The organism is Streptomyces rhizosphaerihabitans, from assembly GCF_025399795.1.
GTDB classification, from domain to species: Bacteria; Actinomycetota; Actinomycetes; order Streptomycetales; family Streptomycetaceae; genus Streptomyces; species Streptomyces rhizosphaerihabitans.
In genome coordinates, this window is the sequence record NZ_JAODTZ010000002.1 from 142,056 (window position 1) to 165,037 (window position 22,982).

Here is a 22,982-nt window from a genome sequence, read left to right on the forward strand (position 1 = left end):
AGCCACCTTCAGCCACCGTCGACGCTGTCCGCGATCCGGTCGCCGGTCTCCTTGTCCACGTTGCGCCAGTACTGCACCGCGCGGTCCAGCACCGGGCGGGTCACACCGTCCTTGAGGTGCCCGCTCACGTTGTCCACCAGCCGGTCCCGGGCCGCGTCGTCGAGGACCTGGCGGACCATCGTGCCCGCCTGGCCCCAGTCGTCGTCCGCGCTGTGCGGCTTGTACGCCTCGCGCACCAGCTCGCCGGCGGTCTGCCAGCTCGCGGGGTCACCGAACTGCCCGTAGTCGGCCGCCGGACCGCCGTAGGAGTTGGGTGCGTAGGGACGGGCCGCGTGCGACGGCTCGTAGCGCATCGGACCGTCCTTGGCGTACGAGTTCACCGGGGCGTGCGGCCGGTTGGGCGGCAGCTGGGCGTAGTTGGGACCGATCCGGTACCGGTGGGTATCGGGGTACGAGAACAGCCGGCCCAGCAGCATCTTGTCGGGCGAGGGCCCGATGCCCGGCACCAGGTTCGAGGGCTCGAAGGCGGCCTGCTCGATGTGGACGAAGTAGTCCTCGGGGTTCCTGTCCAGCACCATGCGGCCCACGTCGATCAGCGGGTAGTCCCCGTGCGGCCACACCTTCGTCAGGTCGAACGGGTTGAACCGGTAGTCCGCCGCGTCCTCGAACGGCATGATCTGGACCTTCAGCGTCCAGCTCGGCGCGTTCCCGGAATCGATCGACCCGTACAGATCCCGGCGGTGCAGGTCCGGGTCCGTCCCCGCCAGCTCGTCGGCCTCGGCCTGGGTGAGGAACTCGATGCCCTGGTCGGTCTTGAAGTGGTACTTCACCCAGAACCGCTCACCACCGCCGTTGATCCACATATAGGTGTGGGAGCTGTAGCCGTTCATGTTGCGGTAGGTCTTCGGGATGCCCCGGTCGCCCATCAGCCAGGTCACCTGGTGCGCCGACTCGGGCGAGAGGGTCCAGAAGTCCCACTGCATGTCGTGGTCGCGCAGCCCCGTCGCCGGGTGGCGCTTCTGGGAGCGGATGAAGTCCTGGAACTTGATCGTGTCACGGACGAAGAAGACCGGGGTGTTGTTGCCCACCATGTCGTAATTGCCGTGCTCGGTGTAGAACTTCAGCGCGAAGCCGCGGGGGTCGCGCCAGGTGTCGGGCGAGCCCTGCTCCCCGGCGACGGTCGAGAAGCGCGCCAGCATCTCGGTGCGCCTGCCCGGCTGGAAGAGGTCGGCCCGGGTGAACTGACTGACGTCGTTGGTCACTTCGAAGAATCCGTACGCGCCACTGCCCTTGGCGTGCACCACCCGCTCGGGCACCCGCTCCCGGTTGAACTGCGCCATCTTCTCGATGAGGTAGTGGTCCTGGAGCAGGATCGGGCCGTCGGGTCCGACGGTGAGCGAGTGTTCGTCGCTCTCCACCGGAATCCCGACGTTGTTCGTGGTGTACGGAGCCTTCCGGGATGCCTGCGTCACGAGCGTCCTCCTGTCGGAGATGAGGTCGTCAGGTCGCTTCGCCCACCCCAGCAGTCAACGCCGCCGACACCACGTCGGCAACATGGAACGCCGCCCGGCACCGGTACGGCCCGGCACCGGTACGGCCCGGCACCGGTACGGCCCGGCACTGGCACGGTCCAGCGCCGGTACGGCCCGGACCCGCAGGTCCAGTACCGGTAAGGCGCGGACCGCCAGGTCCCGGCACCGTTCAGCGCCGGTCCCGCGGTCCGGGACCGGTTCAGCGCCGGCCCACCGGGGCGAGACCGGACGAGTACCCGGTCAGTTCCGGTTCAACTCGAACCAGACGACCTTTCCCGTACTCAGCCGGGTCGCCCCCCACCGCCGCGCCAGCCGGTTCACCAGGAACAGACCGCGACCGCCCTCGTCCGTGGCCCGCGCCTGCCGCAGCCTCGGGAGCTGGGGCACGTCGTCGCCGACCTCGCAGCGCAGGACGTCCGTCCGCAGCAGTCGCAGCGTCACCGGCCGTGAGGCGTACCGCACCGCGTTCGTCACGACCTCGCTGACCAGCAGCTCCACGGAGTCGGTCATGTCCTCCATGCCCCAGCGGGCCAGCGCCCGCCGGGCCAGACGCCGGGCCCGGCCGGGCGCCGCGTCCTCCGGCTCCAGGAACCAGTACGCGACGTCGCTCGGCGCGATCCCGTCGAACCGCGCGGCGAGCAGCGCGATGTCGTCGTCCCGGTCTCCCGGGCCGAGCATGTCGAGCACCTCGTCGCACAGCGCTTCCAGCGGCGGCGGATGATCGGGTCCGGTCAGCGCCGCGACCGCCGCGAGTTTCTCGCGCAGTTGCTCTATCCCGGTCCAGACGTCGCGGAGCCGCGACTCGACCAGCCCGTCCGTGTACAGCAGCAGCGTCGCCCCGGCGGGCGCGTCCAGCTCCACCGCCTCGAAATCGACCCCGCCCACACCGATGGGGGCACCCGGTGGCACCCGCAGCACCTCGGCCCGCCCGCCCAGATGCAGCAGCACCGGCGGCGGATGGCCCGCGTTGGCGATGGTGATCCGGTGCGACACCGGGTCGTAGACGGCGTACAGGCAGGTCGCCATGCGGTCGGTGCCGAGCCGCTGCGCCTGCTCGTCCAGATGGTGCAGCACCTCCTGCGGCGGCAGATCGAGCCCCGCGAGGGTCTGCGCCGTCGTCCGCAGCTGGCCCATGATCGCCGCCGACGTCATGGAGTGACCCATCACATCACCGACGACCAGGGCGACCCGGCTGCCCGGCAGCGGGATCGCGTCGTACCAGTCGCCGCCCACCCGCGCCGTCTCCGCGGCCGGCAGATAGCGGGACGCGAGCCGTACGCCCGTGGGCCGCGGCAGCGTCTCGGGCAGCATCGTGCGCTGGAGCTCGTCGGCGATGTACGCCTCACGGCCGTACAGCACCGCCTTGTCGATGCCGAGCGCGCTGTGCGTGGCGAGCTGGGCCGCGACCAGCAGATCGTCCGTCTCGAAGGCGAGGCGCTCCGGCCGGCGCAGGAACAGCGCCGCCCCGATCACCCGGCGCCGGCCGCGCAGCGGGGCGAGGATCGCCCGCTGCCCGCTCGGCACCGGCAGATCGTCGCCGAGCAGCTCGGGCAGCGCGGCCCGCGCGGCGGGCGCGTCCGCGAACACCGGCCGCACCCCGCGCAGCACCTCGGCGAGAGCGCCGCCGGGGCGCACCTCGCACAGCTCGGCCGTCATCGCCGACAGCTCGCTGGGCTCCGGCCGCAGCGCGGACATGAAACCGCTCTCGGTGTCCCGCTCCTCGGGAATCCGGTCCGTGCGCCGCAGCCTCAGCACGAGAGGCCCCGTCGGCCGCTCGTCGCCGACCGGCAGCGGGTCGCGCAGATAGACGAGGATCGCGTCCGAGAAGGTCGGCACGGTGGCCCGGCACAGCCCCATCACGATCTCGTCGAGATCGATGCCCCGCGCGATCCGCCGGGTCGCGGCGCCCACGAAGCGCAGTCGGTCCCCGTCCCGCCGCATCGGCATCGGGCCACCCTGCGGCAGGGTCTGCCCGGTACGGCGCTCCTTGCCGCCCGAGGTCCGCGCGGCCCGGTCCTGCTCGGCGTCCGGCTGGATCGGGATGCCTTCCGGCGCGGGCCGGGGGCGGTGCGGATCGGGCTCGGTCGCCGCGGGCTGCGAGTGCTCCGGGCCGGGCCCGGAGGAGGCGGGCGACGGCGAGGGCACGTCCGTGCCCGAGGACGCGGACATGCCGGCACCAGCGGACACCTGGCCGCCGGCCTTGCCGCGCTTGCCGCGCGGCGTGGCCGTACCCGAACTCCTCGGTGCGTCGCCCGTGCGGGCCTGTACCGGTAACGCGCCGGAACCCGGCAGCTGGGACGGCTGCTCCGAGGTACGCAGGAGCGCCCCGCGAGGGTCCGCGGGGGCGGGCGGCCGGCCGGCGCCGCTCTGCCGGCGCTCGTGCGAGGTGGGGTGCTCCGTCACGCGTGTCGAATCCATCCGTCCGGGGCTGCGCGCCGTGCGCGCAGTTCGTCCCGCAGCCCCGATACCCGGAATGTGTGCCCCAGGAACGGATTCTGCGTGTCGTCAGGGCCGGGACCGACGGCAACAGCCACCGTCGCCCGGCGCGGTACGGCCCGCGGGCGGCCGGAAACGGCCGGTGCCGACAGGAGGGCGGTGGCCGAAGCCCCCGCCCGCACGGCCGTCGTGGCGAGCCCGCGCGGTGCGGCCGGTCCCTGGCCGGCCACGCCGCCGTACGCCTCGTACCCCTCGCTCACGTCCTGCCGCCCCTCGGTGACATATGGTCAAGCCCGGCTCAGCCTGCGGGAGTTGTTACTGCCCTGTGCCCTTGCGGAAGACGATCCTACGGTTGTACCACGGGGGCGCATCAAGGGTCTCATGAGGACACGTGCGCGGGCGTACGGTCCCAGTCATCCGGCAGAGCGGGAACCGGCCAGCCCGGATCGGGCCTCCAGTGCTGCCATCCGTCCGAGAACGGAGCGCCCCAGGCGCGGATCACCTCCACCGCAGACCACCCCGCTTCCCGCACCCGTGCCGCCAGTTGAGCATCCATCAGACCGGCTCGCTGCGCCATGGCGAATTCGTCCTCGTCGAGCCAGCGCCAACTCCGGTCCGGGTGGACCGAGATGTCGAGGAAGTGGTCCTCCGAGTCCACTCCGCCCGCCCAGCGGGTCAGCGGAGCCTCCAGGTTCACGTACCAGTTCTTGAAACGCCAGCCCTGGTCCCAGAACAGCCACACCGACCACGCGTCGCCCGGTCGCGCCAGCTTGAGCACCCCGGACCCGAACCAGCGGTCGCGCCGCACGGCGCGAGGCTTTGTATAGCGCGACTCCAGCGGCTCTCCATGCACCGGCGAACCGTCGGCGAGCACCGGCTTCACACACTCGGTGCCCGGCGCCATCCACACCGCGAGCAGGTCGGCGTCGTCCCGTGCGACCGTCACGGGGCGGCAGATGTGGACGCGCTCGCCGGCGTTCTCCCGGTACCGCCACAGGATCTGACTCCCGGGCTTCCAGTACGCCCCCGGCCCGCCCGCTTCCGCTCGTCTCACCGCTCCACCCTCTGCCATGACCAGATATTAGGTGTCCCACGCATACGACGCTGCGGTACCCGTCACGGTTCGCGCCATCGGCGAACTGCTGTTACGGAGCTGTCATCAGGCGTTTCTCCAAGGGTGCGGCGTGTTACGGGTGCGTCATCCGCAGGACATCCAGCGCCTCGTCCAACTGCTCCAGGGTCAGGTCCCCGCGCTCCACGTACCCCGACTCCAGCACCACCTTGCGAATCGTCTTGCGCTCCGCCAGCGCCTTCTTGGCGACCTTGGCGGCCTCCTCGTACCCGATGTACTTGTTCAGCGGTGTCACCACCGACGGCGACGACTCCGCGTACTCCCGGGCCCGCTCACGGTGCGCGACGATCCCGTCGACCGTCCGGTCGGCGAGCAGCCGCGAGACGTTCGCGAGCAGCCGGACCGACTCCAGGACGTTCTTGGCGATCACCGGCAGCATCACGTTGAGCTCGAAGTTCCCGGCCGCACCCGCGACGGCGACGGTCGCGTCGTTCCCCGTCACCTGGGCGGCGACCATCAGCACCGCCTCGGGAAGGACCGGGTTCACCTTGCCCGGCATGATCGAGGACCCGGGCTGCAGGTCGGGGAGGCTGATCTCGGCCAGTCCGGTGCGCGGTCCGGAGGCCATCCACCGCAGATCGTTCGCGATCTTGGTCAGCCCGACGGCGATGGTCCGCAGCTGCCCGCTCGTCTCCACGATCCCGTCGCGCGCGCCCTGCGCCTCGAAGTGGTCGCGGGCCTCGGTCAGCGGCAGCCCGGTCGCCCGCGCCACCTCCGCGATCACCGCGGCGGAGAATCCGGGCGGCGTGTTGATCCCCGTGCCCACGGCCGTGCCGCCGAGCGGGAGTTCGGCCAGCCGCGGCAGTGAGGCCCGGAGCCGCTCGACCCCGTACCGCACCTGGGCCGCGTACCCCCCGAACTCCTGGCCCAGCGTCACCGGCGTCGCGTCCATGAGGTGGGTGCGCCCCGACTTCACCACATCGGCGAACTCCTCCGACTTGCGGCCGAGCGCGTCGGCGAGATGCTCCAGCGCGGGCACGAGATCACCGGTCACGGCGGCGGTAGCGGCGATGTGGATGGAGGACGGGAACACGTCGTTGCTCGACTGCGAGGCGTTCACCTGGTCATTGGGGTGGACCTCCCGGCCCAGCCGCTCGCTCGCGAGCGTGGCGATGACTTCGTTGGCGTTCATGTTGGAGGACGTACCGGAGCCCGTCTGGAAGACATCGACCGGGAAGTGCGCGTCCCAGTGCCCCTCGGCGACCTCCGCGGCCACCTCCTGGATCGCCTCCGCGACATCCTTGTCGATCACGCCCAGGTCGCCGTTCACCTTCGCGGCGGCCGCCTTGATCCGGGCGAGGGCCTCGATGTGCGCGCGCTCGATGCGCTGCCCCGAGATGGGGAAGTTCTCCACGGCGCGCTGTGTCTGCGCCCGCCACTTCGCCTCCGCGGGCACCCGCACCTCGCCCATGGAGTCGTGCTCGATCCGGTACGCGCCTTCGCTCTGGCCATCTGCCATCGGTGACACCTCCTTGGGGGACAGCGTCCCGGAGCCCACGGGTGTTCCCGCCCGGCGCACGAAGCCGTTCCTCCGGGCGGGCCGACGCGGGCACGCCCCGGGACGAACGAACGGCCGCCTGTTCGGCGGCCGTTCACACGGTTCGTACGGCGTTGCGTACGTACGGGGCTCCCGTACGGCATCACACGCCGGTCACCCGTACGGCGTCACCCAGAGGGCCGTACGCCGCAGGGGCCCGCCCTACGCGAGTCCGGGGCCCCGCACCGGGATCGTCGTGAAGGTCGGGGCGGGCGTGGGATCCTGGAAGAAGTCGTTGCCCTTGTCGTCGACCACGATGAAGGCCGGGAAGTCCTCGACCTCGATCTTCCAGACGGCCTCCATGCCGAGCTCCTCGTACTCGACGACCTCGACCTTCTTGATGCAGTCCTGGGCGAGGCGGGCGGCCGGGCCGCCGATGGAGCCGAGGTAGAAGCCGCCGTGCGTGCCACAGGCGTCCGTGACCTGCTTGCTGCGGTTGCCCTTGGCCAGCATCACCTTGGAGCCGCCCGCCGCCTGGAACTGCTCGACGTAGGAGTCCATGCGGCCCGCGGTCGTCGGGCCGAAGGAGCCGGACGCGTAGCCCGCGGGCGTCTTGGCCGGGCCCGCGTAGTACACCGGGTGGTCCTTCAGGTACTGCGGCATCTCCTCGCCCGCGTCCAGCCGCTCCTTGATCTTGGCGTGCGCGATGTCGCGCGCCACGACGAGCGGGCCGGAGAGCGAGAGGCGGGTCTTGACCGGGTACTTCGTCAGCGCGGCGAGGATGTCGTCCATCGGCTGGTTGAGGTCGATCTTCACGACGTCGCCGGCCTCGTCCAAGTGCTCGTCCGTGGTCTCCGGCAGGAAGCGCGCGGGGTCGGTCTCCAGCTGCTCCAGGAAGACGCCCTCGGCGGTGATCTTGGCGACGGCCTGACGGTCGGCCGAGCAGGAGACGGCGATCGCGACCGGGCAGGACGCGCCGTGGCGGGGCAGGCGCACCACGCGCACGTCGTGGCAGAAGTACTTGCCGCCGAACTGCGCGCCGATGCCGATCTTCTGCGTCAGCTCGAAGACCTTCTCCTCCAGCTCCTTGTCCCGGAAGCCGTGCCCGAGCTCGGAGCCCTCGGCCGGAATCTCGTCCAGGTAGTGCGCGGAGGCGTACTTCGCGGTCTTCAGCGCGTACTCGGCGCTCGTGCCGCCGACGACGATCGCCAGGTGGTACGGCGGGCAGGCGGCCGTCCCCAGGGAGCGGATCTTCTCCTCCAGGAACTTCATCATGGAGCCCTCGTTGAGGACCGCCTTGGTCTCCTGGTAGAGGAACGACTTGTTGGCGGAGCCACCGCCCTTCGCCATGAACAGGAACTTGTAGGCGCCGCCGTCGGTGGCGTACAGCTCGATCTGCGCCGGCAGGTTCGAGCCCGTGTTCTTCTCGTCCCACATGGTCAGCGGGGCCATCTGCGAATAGCGCAGGTTCAGGTTCAGGTAGGCGTCGTAGATGCCGCGCGAGAGGGCCGCCTCGTCGCCGCCCTCGGTGAGCACGTTCTGGCCGCGCTTGCCCATGACGATCGCGGTGCCGGTGTCCTGGCACATGGGCAGGACGCCCGCGGCCGCGATGTTCGCGTTCTTCAGCAGGTCCAGCGCGACGAACTTGTCGTTGGCCGACGCCTCGGGGTCGTCGATGATGCGGCGCAGCTGGGCGAGGTGCGCGGGCCGCAGGTAGTGCTGGATGTCGTGGATGGCCTCCGTGGCGAGCTTGCGCAGTGCCTCCGGCTCCACCTTGAGGAACGTGCGCCCGTCGGCCTCGAAGGTGGAGACACCCTCGGAGGTCACCAGCCGGTACGGGGTGGTGTCCTCTCCCTGGGGGAGCAGATCGGTGTACGCGAACTCAGGCATCTCGCCCATTCCTCACTCGACAGACAGCTTTGGGGCTCGTTCGCCTCGGGCGCGCCCCTTCGGCTCACTCGCCGGAGGCCGGCCGTCATTGGCAGCATCCACCAGCGTAGGACCTGGCGCGGACACCGAGGCTGTGAGGTAAGGCTCAGTTCGGGCACCGGACCGACGGCGCGGGCGACGCTGTGGACGGGCGGCCGGTTTTCCACGGGCGACGGGAGAGGGGTAGTCGCGATCTATCGCGTTTGGGTACGCTGTTGTCGTGGACCTTCAAAAGAGCCCCGACGCGACCCCCGCCACGGCGGCGAAGCCGGCCGAGCTGCGTGCCTCCGACGCCGACCGCGACCGGATCACCGACATCCTGCGCGAGGCCGTCGCCGAAGGGCGCCTGACCGCGGAGGAGCACGCCGAGCGGGTGGAGGGCGTGCTGGCCACCAAGACGGTGGGTGAGCTCGACCAGTTCGTCCGGGACCTGCCCGCCGCCCACACCGGTCGTGCCACCTCCGCGTACGCCTCCGCGCCCAACCGTCCCACCCAGGGCGCGATCCCGGTGGAGGCCGACGACAACGTGGTGGCGGTCTTCAGCTCCGCCGTCCGCAAGGGCCGCTGGCGAGCGGGCCGGCGGATCCACGCGTACGCGGTCTTCGGCAATGTCGAGATCGACCTGAGCGAGGCGATCTTCGAGTACCAGCAGGTCGTCATCAAGGCGATCTCCGTCTTCGGCAACGTCGAGATCGACGTCCCGGAGAACGTCTCGCTGCGGGGCAGCGGCGGTGGCGTGCTGGGCAACTTCGAGGTGGACACGCTGGATTCGGGCGACCCCGACGCACCCGTGGTCTACGTCGACGGCCTCGCCGTCCTCGGGAACGTCGAGGCGCGGCCCAAGCGCGGCAAGCTGATCGCGGACATCCTCGACCGGGTGACGAGCCGGGTGAACGAGCGGGTGGCGGACCGGCTGGACCGGAGTTTGCGCAAGCACCTGGACCGTTGACGCCTGCGAAGGCGCGGACGGCGGAGGCGGGGTGGTCCGACACGGGGTGGTCCGGTGGTGGTCCAGTGACGAACGATCGATCACGCCCGAGAACGGCCGGGCTTCGGAACGCAGTGCATAGGCGCGCGCACAGCGGGTAGGGCTTGCTGCATCGTCTCTTGGAGGGCGCTGTGGAACTTTCCGCAGTGCCCGGCACGCTCGCGAAGCCGTCGTCAGGAGTAGACCGTGCTGCAACCGCCGCATCAGTCCCTGCAGGTAGCTGCCGTTCCGGCCCAGCGGGCGCCAGTGCGGGACAGGGATCAGGAAGCGCCATGGCACACGGAGGCGGTGTGCCGACGCGACGAAGCCGGCCTGTTCTTCGCCCCCTCCAAGGAGCCGACCGCTTCCCGGCTCTCCCGTGAGGAGGCCGCCAAGCGCGTCTGCGCCCGCTGTCCGGTGATGGTCGAGTGCCGCGAGCACGCGTTGCTGCAACCCGAGCCGTACGGCGTCTGGGGCGGCCTCACCGCCGCCGAGCGCCGCGTCGTCCTCGCCAGGCGCCGCCGCCGCGACGTGGAGCTCAAGAAGGCCACCCGCGGCACGATAGCCGCGGCCGGCTGACCCCCCGCGGGAAAGCCGGGTGGGGCCCCGCCCGCGTGGGCCCACTGCCGCGCTCGCTGCTGCCGGGCTTGCCCTTACGCGTGAGCCGGCCGGCTCACGCGTAAGGAAAGGGAAGCCGGACCGCACACGCGTCTCGAAGTCGAGTGGCCACGCGTCTGCCTGCCGGGCCCGGCCCATGTGCGTGGAAGCCCGGTCGGCCTCACTCGCAGGGAAGCCGACCGGCTGACGTGCGCGTGGCCGGGCCGGCCTTTCCGCAGGGAGGTCGACCGGTGTGCGCACGGACGACGGCCTGACCCGCATGCGAGTGAGCCGGTCGGCCCGCTCGCAGGGAAGCCGGGCCGTCGAGCGGGTCTCGACGCCGGCCGACTCGCATGTGCAGGGCTGACGGGCTTGCCCGCACGCGTGGGAGGCGGGCCCGATCACGCCTGAGGAAGCCGGGCCGGCGTCACGCACGGAAGCCGACTGGGACGCCGCAAGGGGTCGGTCGGCCCGCACGCGTGGGAGCCGGGCTCACAGGCGGGGCCTCGATGTCGGCCGCGACCAGGCGTGAGTACGGAAAAAGGGGCGCCCCTCCGCATAAGGGGCGCCCCTTTCGCGCCTCGCGGCGCCGTTCGGCCGGCGGTCCTACTTGGCGCGATCGAAGTCGATCGCGCTGTACGCACGCAGTTTGCTCAGTCGGTGCTCCGACGTGATCTGGCGGACCGTCCCGGACTTGGACCGCATCACGATCGACTCGGTCGTGGCGGTCTCGGAGCGGTAGCGCACTCCGCGCAGCAGCTCGCCGTCGGTGATGCCGGTCGCGACGAAGAAGACGTTCTCGCCGGAGACCAGATCGTTCGTCGTCAGGACGCGGTCGAGGTCGTGCCCGGCGTCGACCGCCCGCTGCCGTTCCTCGTCGTCCTTGGGCCACAGCTTGCCCTGGATGGTGCCGCCGAGGCACTTCACCGCGCAGGCCGAGATGATGCCCTCGGGCGTGCCGCCGATGCCGAGCAGCAGATCGATGCCGGTGCCCTCGCGCAGCGCGAGGATGGAGCCCGCGACATCGCCGTCGGTGATCAGCTTGATGCGCGCGCCGGTGTCCCGGATCTCCTTGATGATCCCGTCGTGGCGCGGCCGGTCGAGGATGACGACGGTGACGTCCTCGGGGGTGACCCGCTTGGCCTTGGCGACCCGGCGGATGTTGACCGACACGGGCGCGTTGATGTCGACGAAGTCGGCGGCCTCGGGGCCGGTGACCAGCTTGTCCATGTAGAAGACCGCGGACGGGTCGAACATGGTGCCGCGGTCGGCGGCGGCCAGCACGGCGATCGCGTTCGTCATGCCCTTGGCGGTGAGCGTGGTTCCGTCGATCGGGTCGACGGCGATGTCGCACTCGGGCCCGGTCCCGTCGCCCACGCGCTCCCCGTTGAAGAGCATCGGGGCCTCGTCCTTCTCCCCTTCGCCGATGACGACGACGCCGTTCATCGAGACGGTGGAGACGAGGGTGCGCATGGCGCGGACGGCGGCGCCGTCGGCACCGTTCTTGTCGCCGCGGCCGACCCAGCGGCCCGCGGCCATCGCGGCGGCCTCGGTGACGCGGACGAGTTCGAGGGCGAGGTTCCGGTCGGGGGCTTCCGACGGGACTTCGAGTTCGGAGGGCAGATGATGCTCGGTCATCGACACGCACCTTTCTGATACGACGACGGCCGGATGAGGGTGATGTCCCGACTCTATCGCCAGGCTTACAAAATGAGCAGGGGGGCCCACGGATGAGCAGGCCAGGGCACCTGCGACGATAGGTGCGTGGCAGGTACGAAAGGCAAGCAGTCGGTCCGGGACATGATTCTTTCCCTGGGCCTCATCGGGCTCATGGCGGGCGTTATCTACATTTTCATCCCGCATGACGACTCCGAGCCCGATCTCCAGCGTGTCGACTACCGCGTCGAGCTGCTGACGGCTCGCCGTGCGGCGAGCTATCCCGTGGCGGCGCCCGAGGGCCTGCCCTCGGCGTGGAAGGCGACCTCGGTGCGTTACGACGGCAGCGAGTTCGACGCCTGGCATCTGGGCTTCCAGGCCCCCGACGGTCAGTACGTGGCGGTCGAGCAGTCCACTCAGCGGCCGGCCGTGTTCATCGACACGGCGAGCCAGGGTGCACGGCAGACGAAGACCGCCGAGCGCATCGGCGACCGGACCTGGCAGCGCTACGAGGGCGACCACTACGACGCCCTCGTCCTGGAGGACAAGGGTTCCACGACCGTGGTCACCGGCACCGGGTCGTTCGGCACGCTGGTGAAGATGGCGCAGGCCCTGAAGACGTCGTAGCCCCGGCTGCTGCGGATCCCGGGGCTGCGGATCCCGGGGTCGCAGATGCCGCAAAAGGCAGGCCCCGCATACGGCAGATCCCGCATACGGCAGATCCCGCATACGCGCATGCATACGAGAAGGGCCCCCGGCCGTAGCGCCGGGGGCCCTTCTCGTATGCATGCGGGATCGAACAGTGGTGCCGGTGGAGCAGCCGGTCAGACGGTCGTGATGACCTGGTCGGCGTCCAGGCGCGGGCTGCGCGGGAACCAGGCGTCCTCGCCCGGCTTGCCGATGTTGACGATCATCAGCGGGGTGTGGTCGTCGTCCAGGAACTCCTTCTGGATGCCGGCGAGGTCGGCACCGGTCATCGGGCCCGCGGCGAGACCGGCGGCACGGACACCGATGATGAAGTACGCGGCCTGGAGGGCGGCGTTCATCGCGGCGGCACCCTCGCGGACCGGGCGCTCGGAGAAGAAGAGGTCCTTGGCGGCGGGGAAGTGGGGGAGCAGGGTCGGCAGCTCCTCGTGGAACTCGTTGTCCGCGGCGAGGATCGCGACCAGCGGGGCGGCGGCGGTCTTCGCCCGGTTGCCCTCGGCGAGGTGCTGCACCAGGCGCTCACGGGCCTCGGGGGAGCGGACCAGGGTGATGCGCAGCGGCGACTGGTTGAAGGCGGTCGGGCCGTACTTGACCAGGTCGTAGATCGCCTGCACCTGCTCGTCGGTCACCGGCTCGTCGGTGAACGTGTTCGCGGTGCGGGCCTCGCGGAACAGCAGGTCCTGAGCGGTGGGGTCAAGGACGAGAGACATGAAGAACCTTCTCGGTATGTGCGATGGATCCCGGGGGATCTGTTGGCGAGTACGACAGTACGACGAAGAGGTTTAAAGTTCAACCAAAACCGGGGCGTCGTGATCCGCTTCACAGATACGGGGATCGAAAAAGGGACGGCCGTCGGCTACTCGGAGCCGGAGCCCCAGCCCGAGCCGCTTGTCACGCGGAGCCGGAGCCCGAGCCGCTTGTCACGCGGAGCCGGAGCCGGAGCCCGAGCCGGTGTTCTTCTCCTGGGGCCCCTCCTCGGCCAGGGCCGCGTCCAGGCGGGCCCGCGCGCCCTCCAGCCAGCGCCGGCACACCTTGGCGAGCTCCTCGCCCCGCTCCCACAGCGCCAGGGACTCCTCCAGAGTCGTGCCGCCCGCCTCCAGGCGGCGTACGACCTCGATCAGCTCGTCCCGTGCCTGCTCGTATCCGAGCGCCTCGTCCACCTTGCTGGTCATGCGCCCACCCTATGCATCGACTCGAACAGTGAATTCACCTTCGGCGACCCGCGCCCGCAGCGTCTCGTCCGCCGCGACCTCGGCCGGGTCCCGGACCACGGAGCCGTCGTCCTTCTGCAGCACCGCGTACCCCCGCTGGAGGGTCGCGGCGGGGGAGAGGGCCACCACGCGCGCGTGGGTGTGCGTCAGCTCCGAGTCCGCGCGGTCCAGGAGATGCCCGAGGGTGCGCCGGCCCCGGTCGAGCAGGGCGGCGACCTGGTCCGCCCGCTCGTCGATCATCCGGTGCGGATCCTCTATCGAGGGCCGGGTCAGGGTGTGCGCGAGGCCGCGCTCCTCGCGGTCGAGGAACGACTGGACGCAGCGCCGCGCGCGGTCCCGCAGGAACCGCACCCGCTCGTACTCCTCATTCACGTCCGGCACGACCTTCTTGGCGGCGTCGGTCGGTGTGGACGCCCGCAGGTCGGCCACATGGTCGAGAAGCGGGTTGTCGGGTTCGTGTCCGATGGCCGACACGACGGGCGTACGGCAGGCCGCGACCGCCCGGACGAGCTGCTCGTCGGAGAAGGGCAGCAGATCCTCCACGCTGCCGCCGCCGCGCGCCACGATGATCACGTCGACCTCGTCGAGCGCGTCCAGCTCCTTCACCGCCTGCACGACCTGCGGTACGGCGTGGACGCCCTGCACGGCGACATTGCGCACCTCGAAGCGGACGGCGGGCCAGCGGTGCCGCGCGTTCTCCAGCACGTCCCGCTCGGCCGCCGACGCGCGCCCGCACACCAGCCCGATGAGCTGCGGCAGGAACGGCAGCGCCTTCTTGCGCTCGGCCGCGAACAGTCCCTCGGCCGCCAGCGACTTCTTCAGCTGCTCCAGGCGGGCGAGGAGCTCGCCCACGCCCACCGGCTTGATCTCGACGGCCCGCAGGGACAGCTGCCCGCGCGGGGCGTACCACTCCGGCTTGGCGTGGACCACCACCCGGGCGCCCTCGCTCACCACGTCGGCGACCGCGTCGAAGACCTGCCGGTAGCAGGTCACGCCGACCGAGATGTCGTACGACGGGTCGCGCAGCGTCAGGAAGACGACGCCCGCGCCGGGGCGCCGCGACAGCTGGGTGATCTGCCCCTCGACCCACACCGCGCCGAGCCGGTCGATCCATCCCCCGATGAGCCGTGACACCTCTCCGACGGGCAGCGGAGCGTCCGCGGACGTGTTGAGAGCCATGCGCCCGAGCGTAGTGGCCACCACCGACAACACGGCACGCCCGGCGCGGGAGGGTCGCCGCCCGGACCCGGCCCGCCCCCGCCCGTACAGCGGCAGTCCGTGGACGGCCTGGGCTGCGCCGCGGTCCGTGCCCGGCCGCCCCCGTACCGGCGGTGGCCCGCGTGTCGGCCGTGGTCCGCCTCCCGAGGACCACGCCGGCCCGGCCCTTCGGCTCCCCACGGTCTGTCTCTCCGGGCAGGCGATCACGCACCTCTCCAGGAGGCGATCACCCACGTCTCCAGGAGGCGACCCCTGACCTCTTCAAGGTGGCGACCCCTGGCTTCTTCAAGGTGGCACCCCCGACCTCTCCAAGGAGGAGGCGATCCTTGACCTGCCGGGCGCGGCCTTACGATGGTGGGCATGACTGCTTCGCCTGGCCGCCGTGTCCTGCTCGCCGCCCCCCGTGGCTACTGCGCGGGCGTGGACCGCGCCGTGATCGCCGTCGAGAAGGCCCTCGAGCAGTACGGGGCCCCGATCTATGTCCGTCACGAGATCGTGCACAACAAGTACGTCGTGCAGACCCTGGAGAAGAAGGGCGCGATCTTCGTCGAGCAGACGGCGGAGGTCCCCGAGGGGTCCATCGTCATGTTCTCGGCGCACGGCGTCTCCCCCGTCGTCCACGACGAGGCCGCCGCCGGCAGGCTCGCCACCATCGACGCGACGTGCCCGCTGGTCACCAAGGTCCACAAGGAGGCCGTCCGCTTCGCGGGCGAGGACTTCGACATCCTCCTCATCGGGCACGAGGGCCACGAAGAGGTCATCGGCACCTCCGGAGAGGCACCCGACCACATCACCCTGGTCGACGGCCCCGGGGATGTCGCCAAGGTCGAGGTCCGTGACCCCTCCAAGGTCGTCTGGCTCTCCCAGACCACCCTCTCGGTCGACGAGACCATGGAGACGGTCGACGCCCTGAAGGAGAAGTTCCCGCTGCTCATCTCCCCGCCGAGCGACGACATCTGCTACGCCACGCAGAACCGTCAGCTCGCCGTGAAGCAGATGGGCGCGGAGGCCGAGCTGGTCATCGTGGTCGGATCGCGCAACTCCTCCAACTCGGTGCGGCTGGTCGAGGTCGCCAAGCTCGCCGGCTCCCGCGCGGCGTACCTCGTGGACTTCGCGGACGAGATCGACGAGGCGTGGCTGGAGGGCGTGAGCACGGTCGGTGTCACCTCCGGCGCCTCCGTCCCCGAGATCCTCGTCGAGCAGGTCCTGGAGTTCCTGTCCGAGCGCGGTTTCGAGGACGTGGAGATCGTCAAGGCCGCCGAGGAGTCCATCACCTTCTCGCTCCCCAAGGAACTGCGCCGCGACCTGCGTGCCGAGGCCGCCGCGCTGGTGGAGGAGCGCACCGGCGGTACACCCGGGAAGTGACGGTCAGTCGTACGACGTAACGTGGGTCCATGAAGATCTTCGGTGTGGACATTGGCGGATCCGGGATCAAGGGTGCCCCTGTGGACCTTGATCGCGGGGACCTGGCGGAGGAGCGCTTCAAGGTGCTCACTCCGCATCCCGCGACGCCCGACGCGGTGGCCGACGGCGTGAAGGACGTCATCGGTCACTTCGGCTGGACGGGCCCGGTGGGCATCACGTTCCCCGGTGTGGTGACCGGTGGCTCCACCATCCGTACGGCTGCCAATGTCGACAAGGACTGGATCGACACCGACGCCCGCGCGTTGCTCGGTGAGCGGCTGGGTGGTCTGCCGGTGACCGTACTGAACGACGCGGACGCTGCGGGTGTCGCCGAGATGGAGTTCGGCGCCGGGAAGGGCCGCAGGGGCACGGTCATCCTGCTCACCCTCGGCACCGGCATCGGCAGCGCCCTCTTCATCGACGGCGAACTGGTCCCGAACACCGAGCTGGGGCACCTGGAGCTGAACGGCCATGAAGCCGAGAAGCGGGCTTCGACCAAGGCCAAGGACGACAACGAGCTGACCTGGGAGCACTGGGCGCGCCGCGTCACCAAGTACCTCGCCCATCTCGAGATGCTCTTCTCCCCGGAACTCTTCATCATCGGCGGCGGCGTCAGCCGCAAGGCCGACAAGTTCCTGCCGCTGATCGAGGGCATCAAGGCGGAGATCGTCCCGGCGCAGCTCCAGAACAACGCGGGGATCGTGGGCGCGGCGATGCGAGCGGCGCAGCTCGCTCAGTAGCGGCGCCGCCGGTGAGGGTACGGGGGCCAGCGGGCCTGCCTGTCGGGCGGCAGGCCCCGCGCCTGCGTCCGCCGGCGGGCGGCCCGGCGGGTCATCAGGCGGATTCTGCGGACGGTCACGACGAGGACCGCGACCAGCGTTCCGCCGTACAGCCAGCCGGCCTGGAGGGCGAGGCCGGTGATCAGACCCATGAAGTGGCCGCCGATGCCGCCTCCGCTGTCGTCGATGATCGGCAGCAGCCCGAAGGTGAAGGCGATTGGTACGACCACGGGGGCGGTCACCAGGTCGCCGGGCCGCACCCACAGCGCGGTCAGCACGCACACCGGCAGGAACAGCACCCCGTAGACCGTCGCGGATCCGCCGAACAGCAGGTGGTCGAGACAGGCGAGCGCGAACATCGACGCGCCGCAGAACAGCCCCACGCCGAGCCCGGTCAACCGGGGACGCGACGTCCGGCGCGTCCCCCGGACGCTCGCGGGCACGGGCCGCCGCGCCACCGGGGCGTCCCGTCGGACACCGCCGCCCGCGGCCCGCCCGGCTTGTGCCGGAACGGGTGCGCCGCGTCGTGGTCTGGATTGAGGGGGACGCGTCCTGTGTTGCTCCACTGGACCAACTTAGGTCGTTTTATGTGTGGAATGGCTCATCGGACACGCCGGAGATCAGCCGAAGGTGAGGCCGTGGAAGGAGCTTGGCCATGCGTTCGATACCTCGCGGGTCCGGGCCGGGTCACGCCGTAGACTGGTGGATCGGCCCGCTCTCCTGGAGGGCCCTTCGCCCATCCTCTCGTACGGGAAGTCGCAACGTGTCGCTCACGATCGGAATCGTCGGTCTGCCCAATGTCGGCAAGTCGACCATGTTCAACGCCCTGACCAAGAACGACGTGCTCGCGGCCAACTACCCGTTCGCCACGATCGAGCCGAACGTCGGCGTGGTCGGCGTCCCCGACGCCCGGCTGGCCAAGCTGGCCGAGATCTTCGGTTCGCAGAAGATCCTCCCGGCGACCGTCGACTTCGTCGACATCGCGGGCATCGTGAAGGGTGCCTCGGAGGGTGAGGGCCTGGGCAACAAGTTCCTCGCGAACATCCGTGAGTCGGACGCGATCTGCCAGGTCATCCGCGCGTTCAAGGACGAGAACGTCGTGCACGTCGACGGCAAGGTCTCGCCCAAGGACGACATCGAGACGATCAACACCGAGCTGATCCTCGCGGACCTCCAGACGATCGAGAAGGTCCTGCCGCGCCTCCAGAGGGAGTCGCGCATCAAGAAGGACATCGGCCCGAAGGTCGCGGCGGTCGAGGCGGCGCAGGCGATCCTGGAGCGGGGCGACACCCTCTTCTCCGCGGGCATCGTCCAGGGCTCCGGCAACGAGGAGCTGCTGCACGACCTGCACCTGCTCACCACCAAGCCGTTCCTGTACGTCTTCAACGTGGACGAGGACGAGCTGGTCGACGACGACTTCAAGGCCGAGCAGAGCGCCCTGGTCGCCCCCGCCGAGGCGATCTTCCTCAACGCCAAGCTCGAGGCGGACCTCGCCGAGCTCGAGGAGGAGGACGCGAAGGAACTCCTGGAGTCGGTCGGCGTCCAGGAGCCCGGCATGGCGACGCTCGCCCGCGTCGGCTTCAACACCCTCGGCCTGCAGACCTATCTGACGGCAGGCCCCAAGGAATCCCGCGCCTGGACGATCAAGAAGGGCGCCACCGCCCCCGAGGCCGCCGGTGTCATCCACACCGACTTCCAGAAGGGCTTCATCAAGGCCGAGGTCATCTCCTTCGCCGACCTGGTCGAGACGGGCTCGGTCGCCGAGGCCCGCGCCAAGGGCAAGGCCCGCATGGAGGGCAAGGAGTACGTCATGCAGGACGGCGACGTGGTGGAGTTCCGCTTCAACGTCTAATACGTTCGGCGAGAGGCCGCCTGACCTGCGACGGAGCGGGTTGGGCGGCCTTTGCGGTCCGCACAGAGTCCGCAGCGTGCTGACTTCGGTCAGCGCGCGGGGGAGCGGCTATGCCGCTTCGTCGACCTGTGGTTGGGCATCTGCGGACTGGTCCGCGTACGCCTTGTCGACGGCGGCCCGGGTCCGCTCCTCGGAGTCGGGCCACAGGTGGGTGTAGATGTTCAGCGTCATGGCCGCGTTGGTGTGGCCGAGGCGCTCGGAGACGGTCTTCACGGACTCGCCGTGCTTGATCAGCAGGCTGGCGTAGTGGTGCCGGAGGGCGTGGGGTCCGGTGCCCTTCGGTATGCCGGCCTTGGCGCAGGCGGGTCGCCAGGACCCGTCCATGAAGTGCGTGTAGACCACGGGTCCGCCCTGCGGCGCCGTGAAGATCCAGCTCTCGGGCCCATCGGCGGGGAAGTCCCGCAGGTGGGCCTTCATGGCGTCCACCGCCACGCGGGGGAGCGGGACCGTGCGGTGCGAGCGATCGGTCTTGGGCGGGCAGACGTACACGCCGTGCTTGGCGGTCTGCTGGATCTGCTGCTCGACCGAGACGGTCGCGTGCAGCAGGTTCACGTGCCGGAGCTGGAGGCCGAACAGCTCGCCGGGGCGGAGCCCGGTGGCGGCGCCGAGCAGCACGAGGCCCTTGTATCGGGCGGGTATCTCCTCGGACAGCGTCCGTACCTGCTCGACAGCCAGGGGCACGATCTTCTTCCGGGGCACCGAGGGCAGTTTCGCCTCGGCGCACGGGTTGTGGGGGATCATGCGGTCACGGACGGCCGCCCGGAAGACGGCGTTGACCGTGTTGAAGACCGTCCGTGAGGTGCTGGCGGCCAGCCCGTGCATGGTGGTCAGGCTGGTGACCCAGCTCTGCACGTCGCCGGGCTTGATGGCGCCGAGTGCCCGCTTCTCCCAGGCCGGGTAGACGTAGCAGCGCAGGTGCTGGGCTACTGCCTTGGCCGTGGAAGGCCGGTGAGGCTGGATGGTCCGCCATTCCTCCGCGTACTCCTTGAAGGGCTTCTTCGCCGATCGCGGGTCGACGTACTGACCGGTGACCAGGCTGGCCGTGACCTCGTCGATCCACCGCTGGGCGTCGATCTTGCGGTCGAAGTGGCGGGCGTGCTCCTTGCCGTCGAGGTCGCGGTAGCGGGCCCGCCATTTGCCGTTGGGGCGCTTCTGGATGTTGGCCAAGTGGCCTCTCCTTCGTGTCGGTTGTCAGTAGTGGCCGCCGTCCTCGATGTCACCGGTGAGCGTGCGAGCGTCGCGCTCGTCGCCCATGAGGCGGAGGCACTGCTCGTGGATCGCCCGCGAGCTGTCGGGATGGGCCTTGATGTGGTCAGCGATGGCGACCACTGCGTGGTGTAGACGGTCGCGCGTGTCTCGGGCCTCGTAGAACGCTTCGACGGCCTCTTGGACGAGGCGCCGGCTGTCGATGTCGAGCCCCTCCAGGGGCGGGGACATCAGCTCTTCGAGGGGAAGCTCGAAGACGCGGGTGAAGGCGAGGGCCTCGTCGAGGTTGATGCGGCGGCGAGGAGTGCCGTTCTCGATGCGCCAGACCGCAGTCTGGTTCATCTTGACGCCGGCTCTGGTCACCCGCTCCGCCAGCTCGGTCGTGCTCCACCCTCTGACCTCGCGCTCCAGGGCCACGCGCGCGGCCACGTTCCCTTCGCTGTAGAGCAGCGGCACTTCGCCACCCTCGGGCTTGTCGCCTGCCATCGAACCTCCATCATCCCCATCGCTATCCAAATTGAAACACGAGCTTCCCGATTTGGGTAACCGCTGATCGCGAGATACAACTTTATGCAGATCGAATCGCTACTTAGTCGAATGGGAATGCATGCGATATCTGACCACCAGCGAGGTCGCCGAGCGTTACCGCACAGCCGAGAGCACCGTCCGCTACTGGCGCCACATCAAGAAGGGGCCGCGCGGCATCAAGGTCGGCAAGCGGGTGCTGTACCCCGAGGCCGAGCTGCTGCGCTACGAGCGCACTCTGATCGACGGCCGAGACGAGTGGGGCCTGGCCTCATGAGCCGCCAGCAGGCCCGGACACAGCAACGGCCCTCGGCGTGCCTACGCCGAGGGCCGGAGATTCCCCTGCATGCCGCCCATCCCTGAACGAACGAACCGGTGAGGGGCGGGACCTTGCCCGTCTCGCCCCTCACCTGAGAGGAACGTCTATGGAGGACCCTACGTCCCCCGCCACCTCGAACGCATCCGAGGTTGTCTGGCCCGCCGCCGTGGTCCCTGGCCAGGGCATCCCCTGGCGCAACGGCGACCGAAGCGGGGACCGCACGGAGTCACGGTCCCCTGCTGCACGCTCAACCGACGATGCTTCAGGGGGTGTTCTGGTCGGGGACCGAAACGCCACCAGCGCGGAACATGTGCAGGTCAGTGCCTTGGGGGCCGGTCCCGCAGGAGCGGAAGCCGGGGACCGGGCGGAGACTTTCGGTCCGCTGGTCCCCGAACCCGGTCCCCGAATCCCGGGCGAGCACGCCGTGCTCCGAGCCGATGGTGAGGGCCACGGTCCCCACACATCTGCGGGGACCGTGGTCCCCAACGGCGGATCGGGGACCGGGGACCGCGCTGATACGGGCGGCGAGACGGCCGACGAAGGAACCGCGCTGCTGGATGACCTACGTGCGGCTATCGATCGGTACGTGGTGCTGCCGAGCGACGAGGTTCTGACCGCGGTCACTTTGTGGGTGGCGGCCTCCCACATCCAGCCTTCCCTCCAGCACGCGCCACGGCTGGCGGTCGTGGGGCCGACCAAGGGATGTGGCAAGTCCCGCGTCCTTGACGTACTCCACGAGACCGTGCACCAGCCGATGATGACGGTGAACACGTCGCCTGCGGTGGTCTTCCGTGTCATCGGCAAGAACCCGCCGACGCTGCTGGTGGACGAGGCCGACACCATCTTCGGCCCCAAGGCCGGCGACAAGGAGGACCTCCGTGGCCTGCTGAACGCCGGGCACCAGCGAAACCGACCCGCCTGGCGGATCTCCGGGCCGGAGCACAAGCCGACGGCGTTTCCCACCTTCGCCATGGCTGCGCTCGCCGGGATCGGCGACCTACCGGACACGATCATGGATCGGGCGGTCGTCATCCGCATGCAGAAGCGCAAGCCGGGCGAGCGAATCACCCCGTTCCGCTCGCGGTACTCGCTGCCCGAACTGCACGTGCTGCGCGACCGGCTGACCGCCTGGCTGACCCCGCTACGGAGCACCGCCGCAGGCTTGGTTCCACAGATGCCGGTCGAGGACCGCGCCGCCGACACGTGGGAGCCTCTGGTGATCGTCGCCGACCTGGCCGGCGGGCAGTGGCCCTCGCGAGCCCGTGCCGCCTGCCTGGCGATGACCCGCAACGAGGTGGTCCAGGACGAGCTGACGACGCTGAAGACGCGGCTGCTGCGAGACGTCCGCCGCGTGTTCGAGCAGGAGGGCCACAAGGAGGCTCTGCGCAGCCAGGACCTGCTCGCCGCCCTCGTCCAGGATGCCGAGGGGCCGTGGGCCGAGTACGGCACCAAGGGCCTGAACGCCTACCACCTGGCCAACCTGCTGCGCGACTTCGGCATCAGCCCGGGCAACCACCGTTTCGAGAACGGCAGGCAGGCCAAGGCGTACGCCCGTAACCAGTTCCTCGACGCCTGGGCCCGCTACTGTCCTGCCCCTGCCCAGCCGGCCCCCGCAGCCGGGGAGGCCGCGTTCGCGCGGCCAACCCACGGCAAGCCACCGGCCCCTCTGTCCGGGACGCTGCCCATCGGGCCGCCCGGCGGGCCTGCTGGCCCCAAGCCCACTCGCTGACACCAGCTCCGTATCAATCCGTCGCATCCGTCCCCGCGCAGGTCAGCGCGGGGACGGAGTTCCTTGCCGATACGGATCACTCCGTACCTGCGACCGCCTCCGTACCTACCCTGACCAGCTACGGGACAGATGCAACGGACGTGACGAAGCCCCACCCCACACGACTACCGGAGCACCACCATGCCCGAAACGAGCACCGACAATGCCTCCACCCGCCGTCGCAAGGGACTCTTCGGCTTGCCCCGCCG

The 22,982-nt window shown here is 70.1% G+C and carries 21 protein-coding genes; 8 read left to right on the forward strand and 13 right to left on the reverse strand.

What is annotated here, in order from left to right; genetic code table 11:
• Positions 1-8: 8 nt before the first annotated feature.
• The 6 genes from N4G66_RS02685 to N4G66_RS02710 all read right to left on the reverse strand — a co-directional run bounded on the left by N4G66_RS02685 (position 9) and on the right by N4G66_RS02710 (position 8,467).
• Positions 9-1,472 carry a catalase gene (locus tag N4G66_RS02685; protein ID WP_261702268.1) on the reverse strand — a complete coding sequence of 488 codons (1,464 nt, stop codon included), beginning with the start codon at positions 1,470-1,472 and terminating at the stop codon, positions 9-11.
• Between the two features lie 300 nt (positions 1,473-1,772).
• The gene (locus N4G66_RS02690; RefSeq protein ID WP_391858738.1) at positions 1,773-3,950 is read right to left on the reverse strand and encodes a SpoIIE family protein phosphatase; all 2,178 of its coding nucleotides are present in this window, start codon (positions 3,948-3,950) and stop codon (positions 1,773-1,775) included.
• Positions 3,932-4,228, reverse strand: a complete 297-nt coding sequence (locus tag N4G66_RS02695) for a hypothetical protein (RefSeq protein ID WP_261702270.1) — start codon at positions 4,226-4,228, stop codon at positions 3,932-3,934. The genes N4G66_RS02690 and N4G66_RS02695 overlap by 19 nt, the downstream gene beginning before the upstream one ends.
• Positions 4,229-4,347: 119 nt before the next feature.
• The gene (fomD, locus tag N4G66_RS02700) at positions 4,348-5,040 is read right to left on the reverse strand and encodes a cytidylyl-2-hydroxypropylphosphonate hydrolase (RefSeq protein WP_261702271.1); all 693 of its coding nucleotides are present in this window, start codon (positions 5,038-5,040) and stop codon (positions 4,348-4,350) included.
• A gap of 115 nt (positions 5,041-5,155) precedes the next feature.
• Entirely contained in the window at positions 5,156-6,559 is a 1,404-nt protein-coding gene (locus tag N4G66_RS02705; RefSeq protein WP_261702272.1) for a class II fumarate hydratase, read from the reverse strand.
• 240 nt (positions 6,560-6,799) lie between these two features.
• A complete protein-coding gene (locus N4G66_RS02710) occupies positions 6,800-8,467 on the reverse strand; it encodes a fumarate hydratase (RefSeq protein WP_261702273.1) in 1,668 nt (555 codons plus the stop codon).
• 259 nt (positions 8,468-8,726) lie between these two features.
• On the opposite strand from N4G66_RS02710, the gene N4G66_RS02715 reads away from it, so the two are divergent.
• Both N4G66_RS02715 and N4G66_RS02720 read left to right on the forward strand, forming a co-directional pair.
• Entirely contained in the window at positions 8,727-9,455 is a 729-nt protein-coding gene (locus N4G66_RS02715) for a DUF1707 SHOCT-like domain-containing protein (RefSeq protein ID WP_261702274.1), read from the forward strand.
• A 225-nt stretch (positions 9,456-9,680) separates the two neighbouring features.
• A complete protein-coding gene (locus N4G66_RS02720) occupies positions 9,681-10,052 on the forward strand; it encodes a WhiB family transcriptional regulator (protein ID WP_261702275.1) in 372 nt (123 codons plus the stop codon).
• Between the two features lie 624 nt (positions 10,053-10,676).
• On the opposite strand, the gene glpX is transcribed toward N4G66_RS02720, so the two are convergent.
• On the reverse strand, positions 10,677-11,708 hold the full coding sequence (glpX, locus tag N4G66_RS02725) for a class II fructose-bisphosphatase (RefSeq protein WP_261702276.1): 1,032 nt from the start codon (positions 11,706-11,708) through the stop codon (positions 10,677-10,679).
• A gap of 126 nt (positions 11,709-11,834) precedes the next feature.
• Here glpX and N4G66_RS02730 point away from each other — a divergent pair, with 126 nt between their 5' ends.
• A complete protein-coding gene (locus tag N4G66_RS02730; protein WP_261702277.1) occupies positions 11,835-12,353 on the forward strand; it encodes a DUF4245 domain-containing protein in 519 nt (172 codons plus the stop codon).
• A gap of 197 nt (positions 12,354-12,550) precedes the next feature.
• On the opposite strand, the gene N4G66_RS02735 is transcribed toward N4G66_RS02730, so the two are convergent.
• The 3 genes from N4G66_RS02735 to xseA form a co-directional block, all read right to left on the reverse strand.
• Complete coding sequence (locus tag N4G66_RS02735; protein WP_261702278.1) at positions 12,551-13,141, reverse strand: malonic semialdehyde reductase; 591 nt, start codon at positions 13,139-13,141, stop codon at positions 12,551-12,553.
• A gap of 210 nt (positions 13,142-13,351) precedes the next feature.
• Positions 13,352-13,603 carry an exodeoxyribonuclease VII small subunit gene (locus N4G66_RS02740; RefSeq protein ID WP_261702279.1) on the reverse strand — a complete coding sequence of 84 codons (252 nt, stop codon included), beginning with the start codon at positions 13,601-13,603 and terminating at the stop codon, positions 13,352-13,354.
• Positions 13,604-13,612: 9 nt separating this feature from the next.
• Positions 13,613-14,821 (reverse strand): exodeoxyribonuclease VII large subunit, encoded by a 1,209-nt coding sequence (xseA, locus tag N4G66_RS02745; protein ID WP_261702280.1) that lies wholly within the window; start codon positions 14,819-14,821, stop codon positions 13,613-13,615.
• A 390-nt stretch (positions 14,822-15,211) separates the two neighbouring features.
• Here xseA and N4G66_RS02750 point away from each other — a divergent pair, with 390 nt between their 5' ends.
• Positions 15,212-16,225: a 4-hydroxy-3-methylbut-2-enyl diphosphate reductase gene (locus N4G66_RS02750; RefSeq protein WP_261702281.1), complete on the forward strand. Its 1,014-nt coding sequence runs from the start codon at positions 15,212-15,214 to the stop codon at positions 16,223-16,225.
• 29 nt (positions 16,226-16,254) lie between these two features.
• Positions 16,255-17,004 (forward strand): polyphosphate--glucose phosphotransferase, encoded by a 750-nt coding sequence (gene ppgK, locus N4G66_RS02755; protein ID WP_261702282.1) that lies wholly within the window; start codon positions 16,255-16,257, stop codon positions 17,002-17,004.
• Here ppgK and N4G66_RS02760 read toward each other — a convergent pair.
• Positions 16,998-17,441, reverse strand: a complete 444-nt coding sequence (locus N4G66_RS02760; RefSeq protein ID WP_315903604.1) for a DUF6542 domain-containing protein — start codon at positions 17,439-17,441, stop codon at positions 16,998-17,000. The genes ppgK and N4G66_RS02760 overlap by 7 nt on opposite strands.
• Positions 17,442-17,806: 365 nt before the next feature.
• Here N4G66_RS02760 and ychF point away from each other — a divergent pair, with 365 nt between their 5' ends.
• The gene (gene ychF / locus N4G66_RS02765; RefSeq protein ID WP_261702284.1) at positions 17,807-18,895 is read left to right on the forward strand and encodes a redox-regulated ATPase YchF; all 1,089 of its coding nucleotides are present in this window, start codon (positions 17,807-17,809) and stop codon (positions 18,893-18,895) included.
• A 108-nt stretch (positions 18,896-19,003) separates the two neighbouring features.
• Here ychF and N4G66_RS02770 read toward each other — a convergent pair whose 3' ends face one another.
• Positions 19,004-20,122 (reverse strand): tyrosine-type recombinase/integrase, encoded by a 1,119-nt coding sequence (locus tag N4G66_RS02770; protein WP_261702285.1) that lies wholly within the window; start codon positions 20,120-20,122, stop codon positions 19,004-19,006.
• Between the two features lie 24 nt (positions 20,123-20,146).
• Positions 20,147-20,647 carry a helix-turn-helix domain-containing protein gene (locus tag N4G66_RS02775; RefSeq protein ID WP_261702286.1) on the reverse strand — a complete coding sequence of 167 codons (501 nt, stop codon included), beginning with the start codon at positions 20,645-20,647 and terminating at the stop codon, positions 20,147-20,149.
• Positions 20,648-20,768: 121 nt separating this feature from the next.
• On the opposite strand from N4G66_RS02775, the gene N4G66_RS02780 reads away from it, so the two are divergent.
• Positions 20,769-20,963 carry a helix-turn-helix transcriptional regulator gene (locus N4G66_RS02780; protein WP_261702287.1) on the forward strand — a complete coding sequence of 65 codons (195 nt, stop codon included), beginning with the start codon at positions 20,769-20,771 and terminating at the stop codon, positions 20,961-20,963.
• Between the two features lie 517 nt (positions 20,964-21,480).
• A complete protein-coding gene (locus tag N4G66_RS02785; RefSeq protein WP_261702288.1) occupies positions 21,481-22,734 on the forward strand; it encodes a DUF3631 domain-containing protein in 1,254 nt (417 codons plus the stop codon).
• The last annotated feature ends 248 nt before the right edge of the window (positions 22,735-22,982 follow it).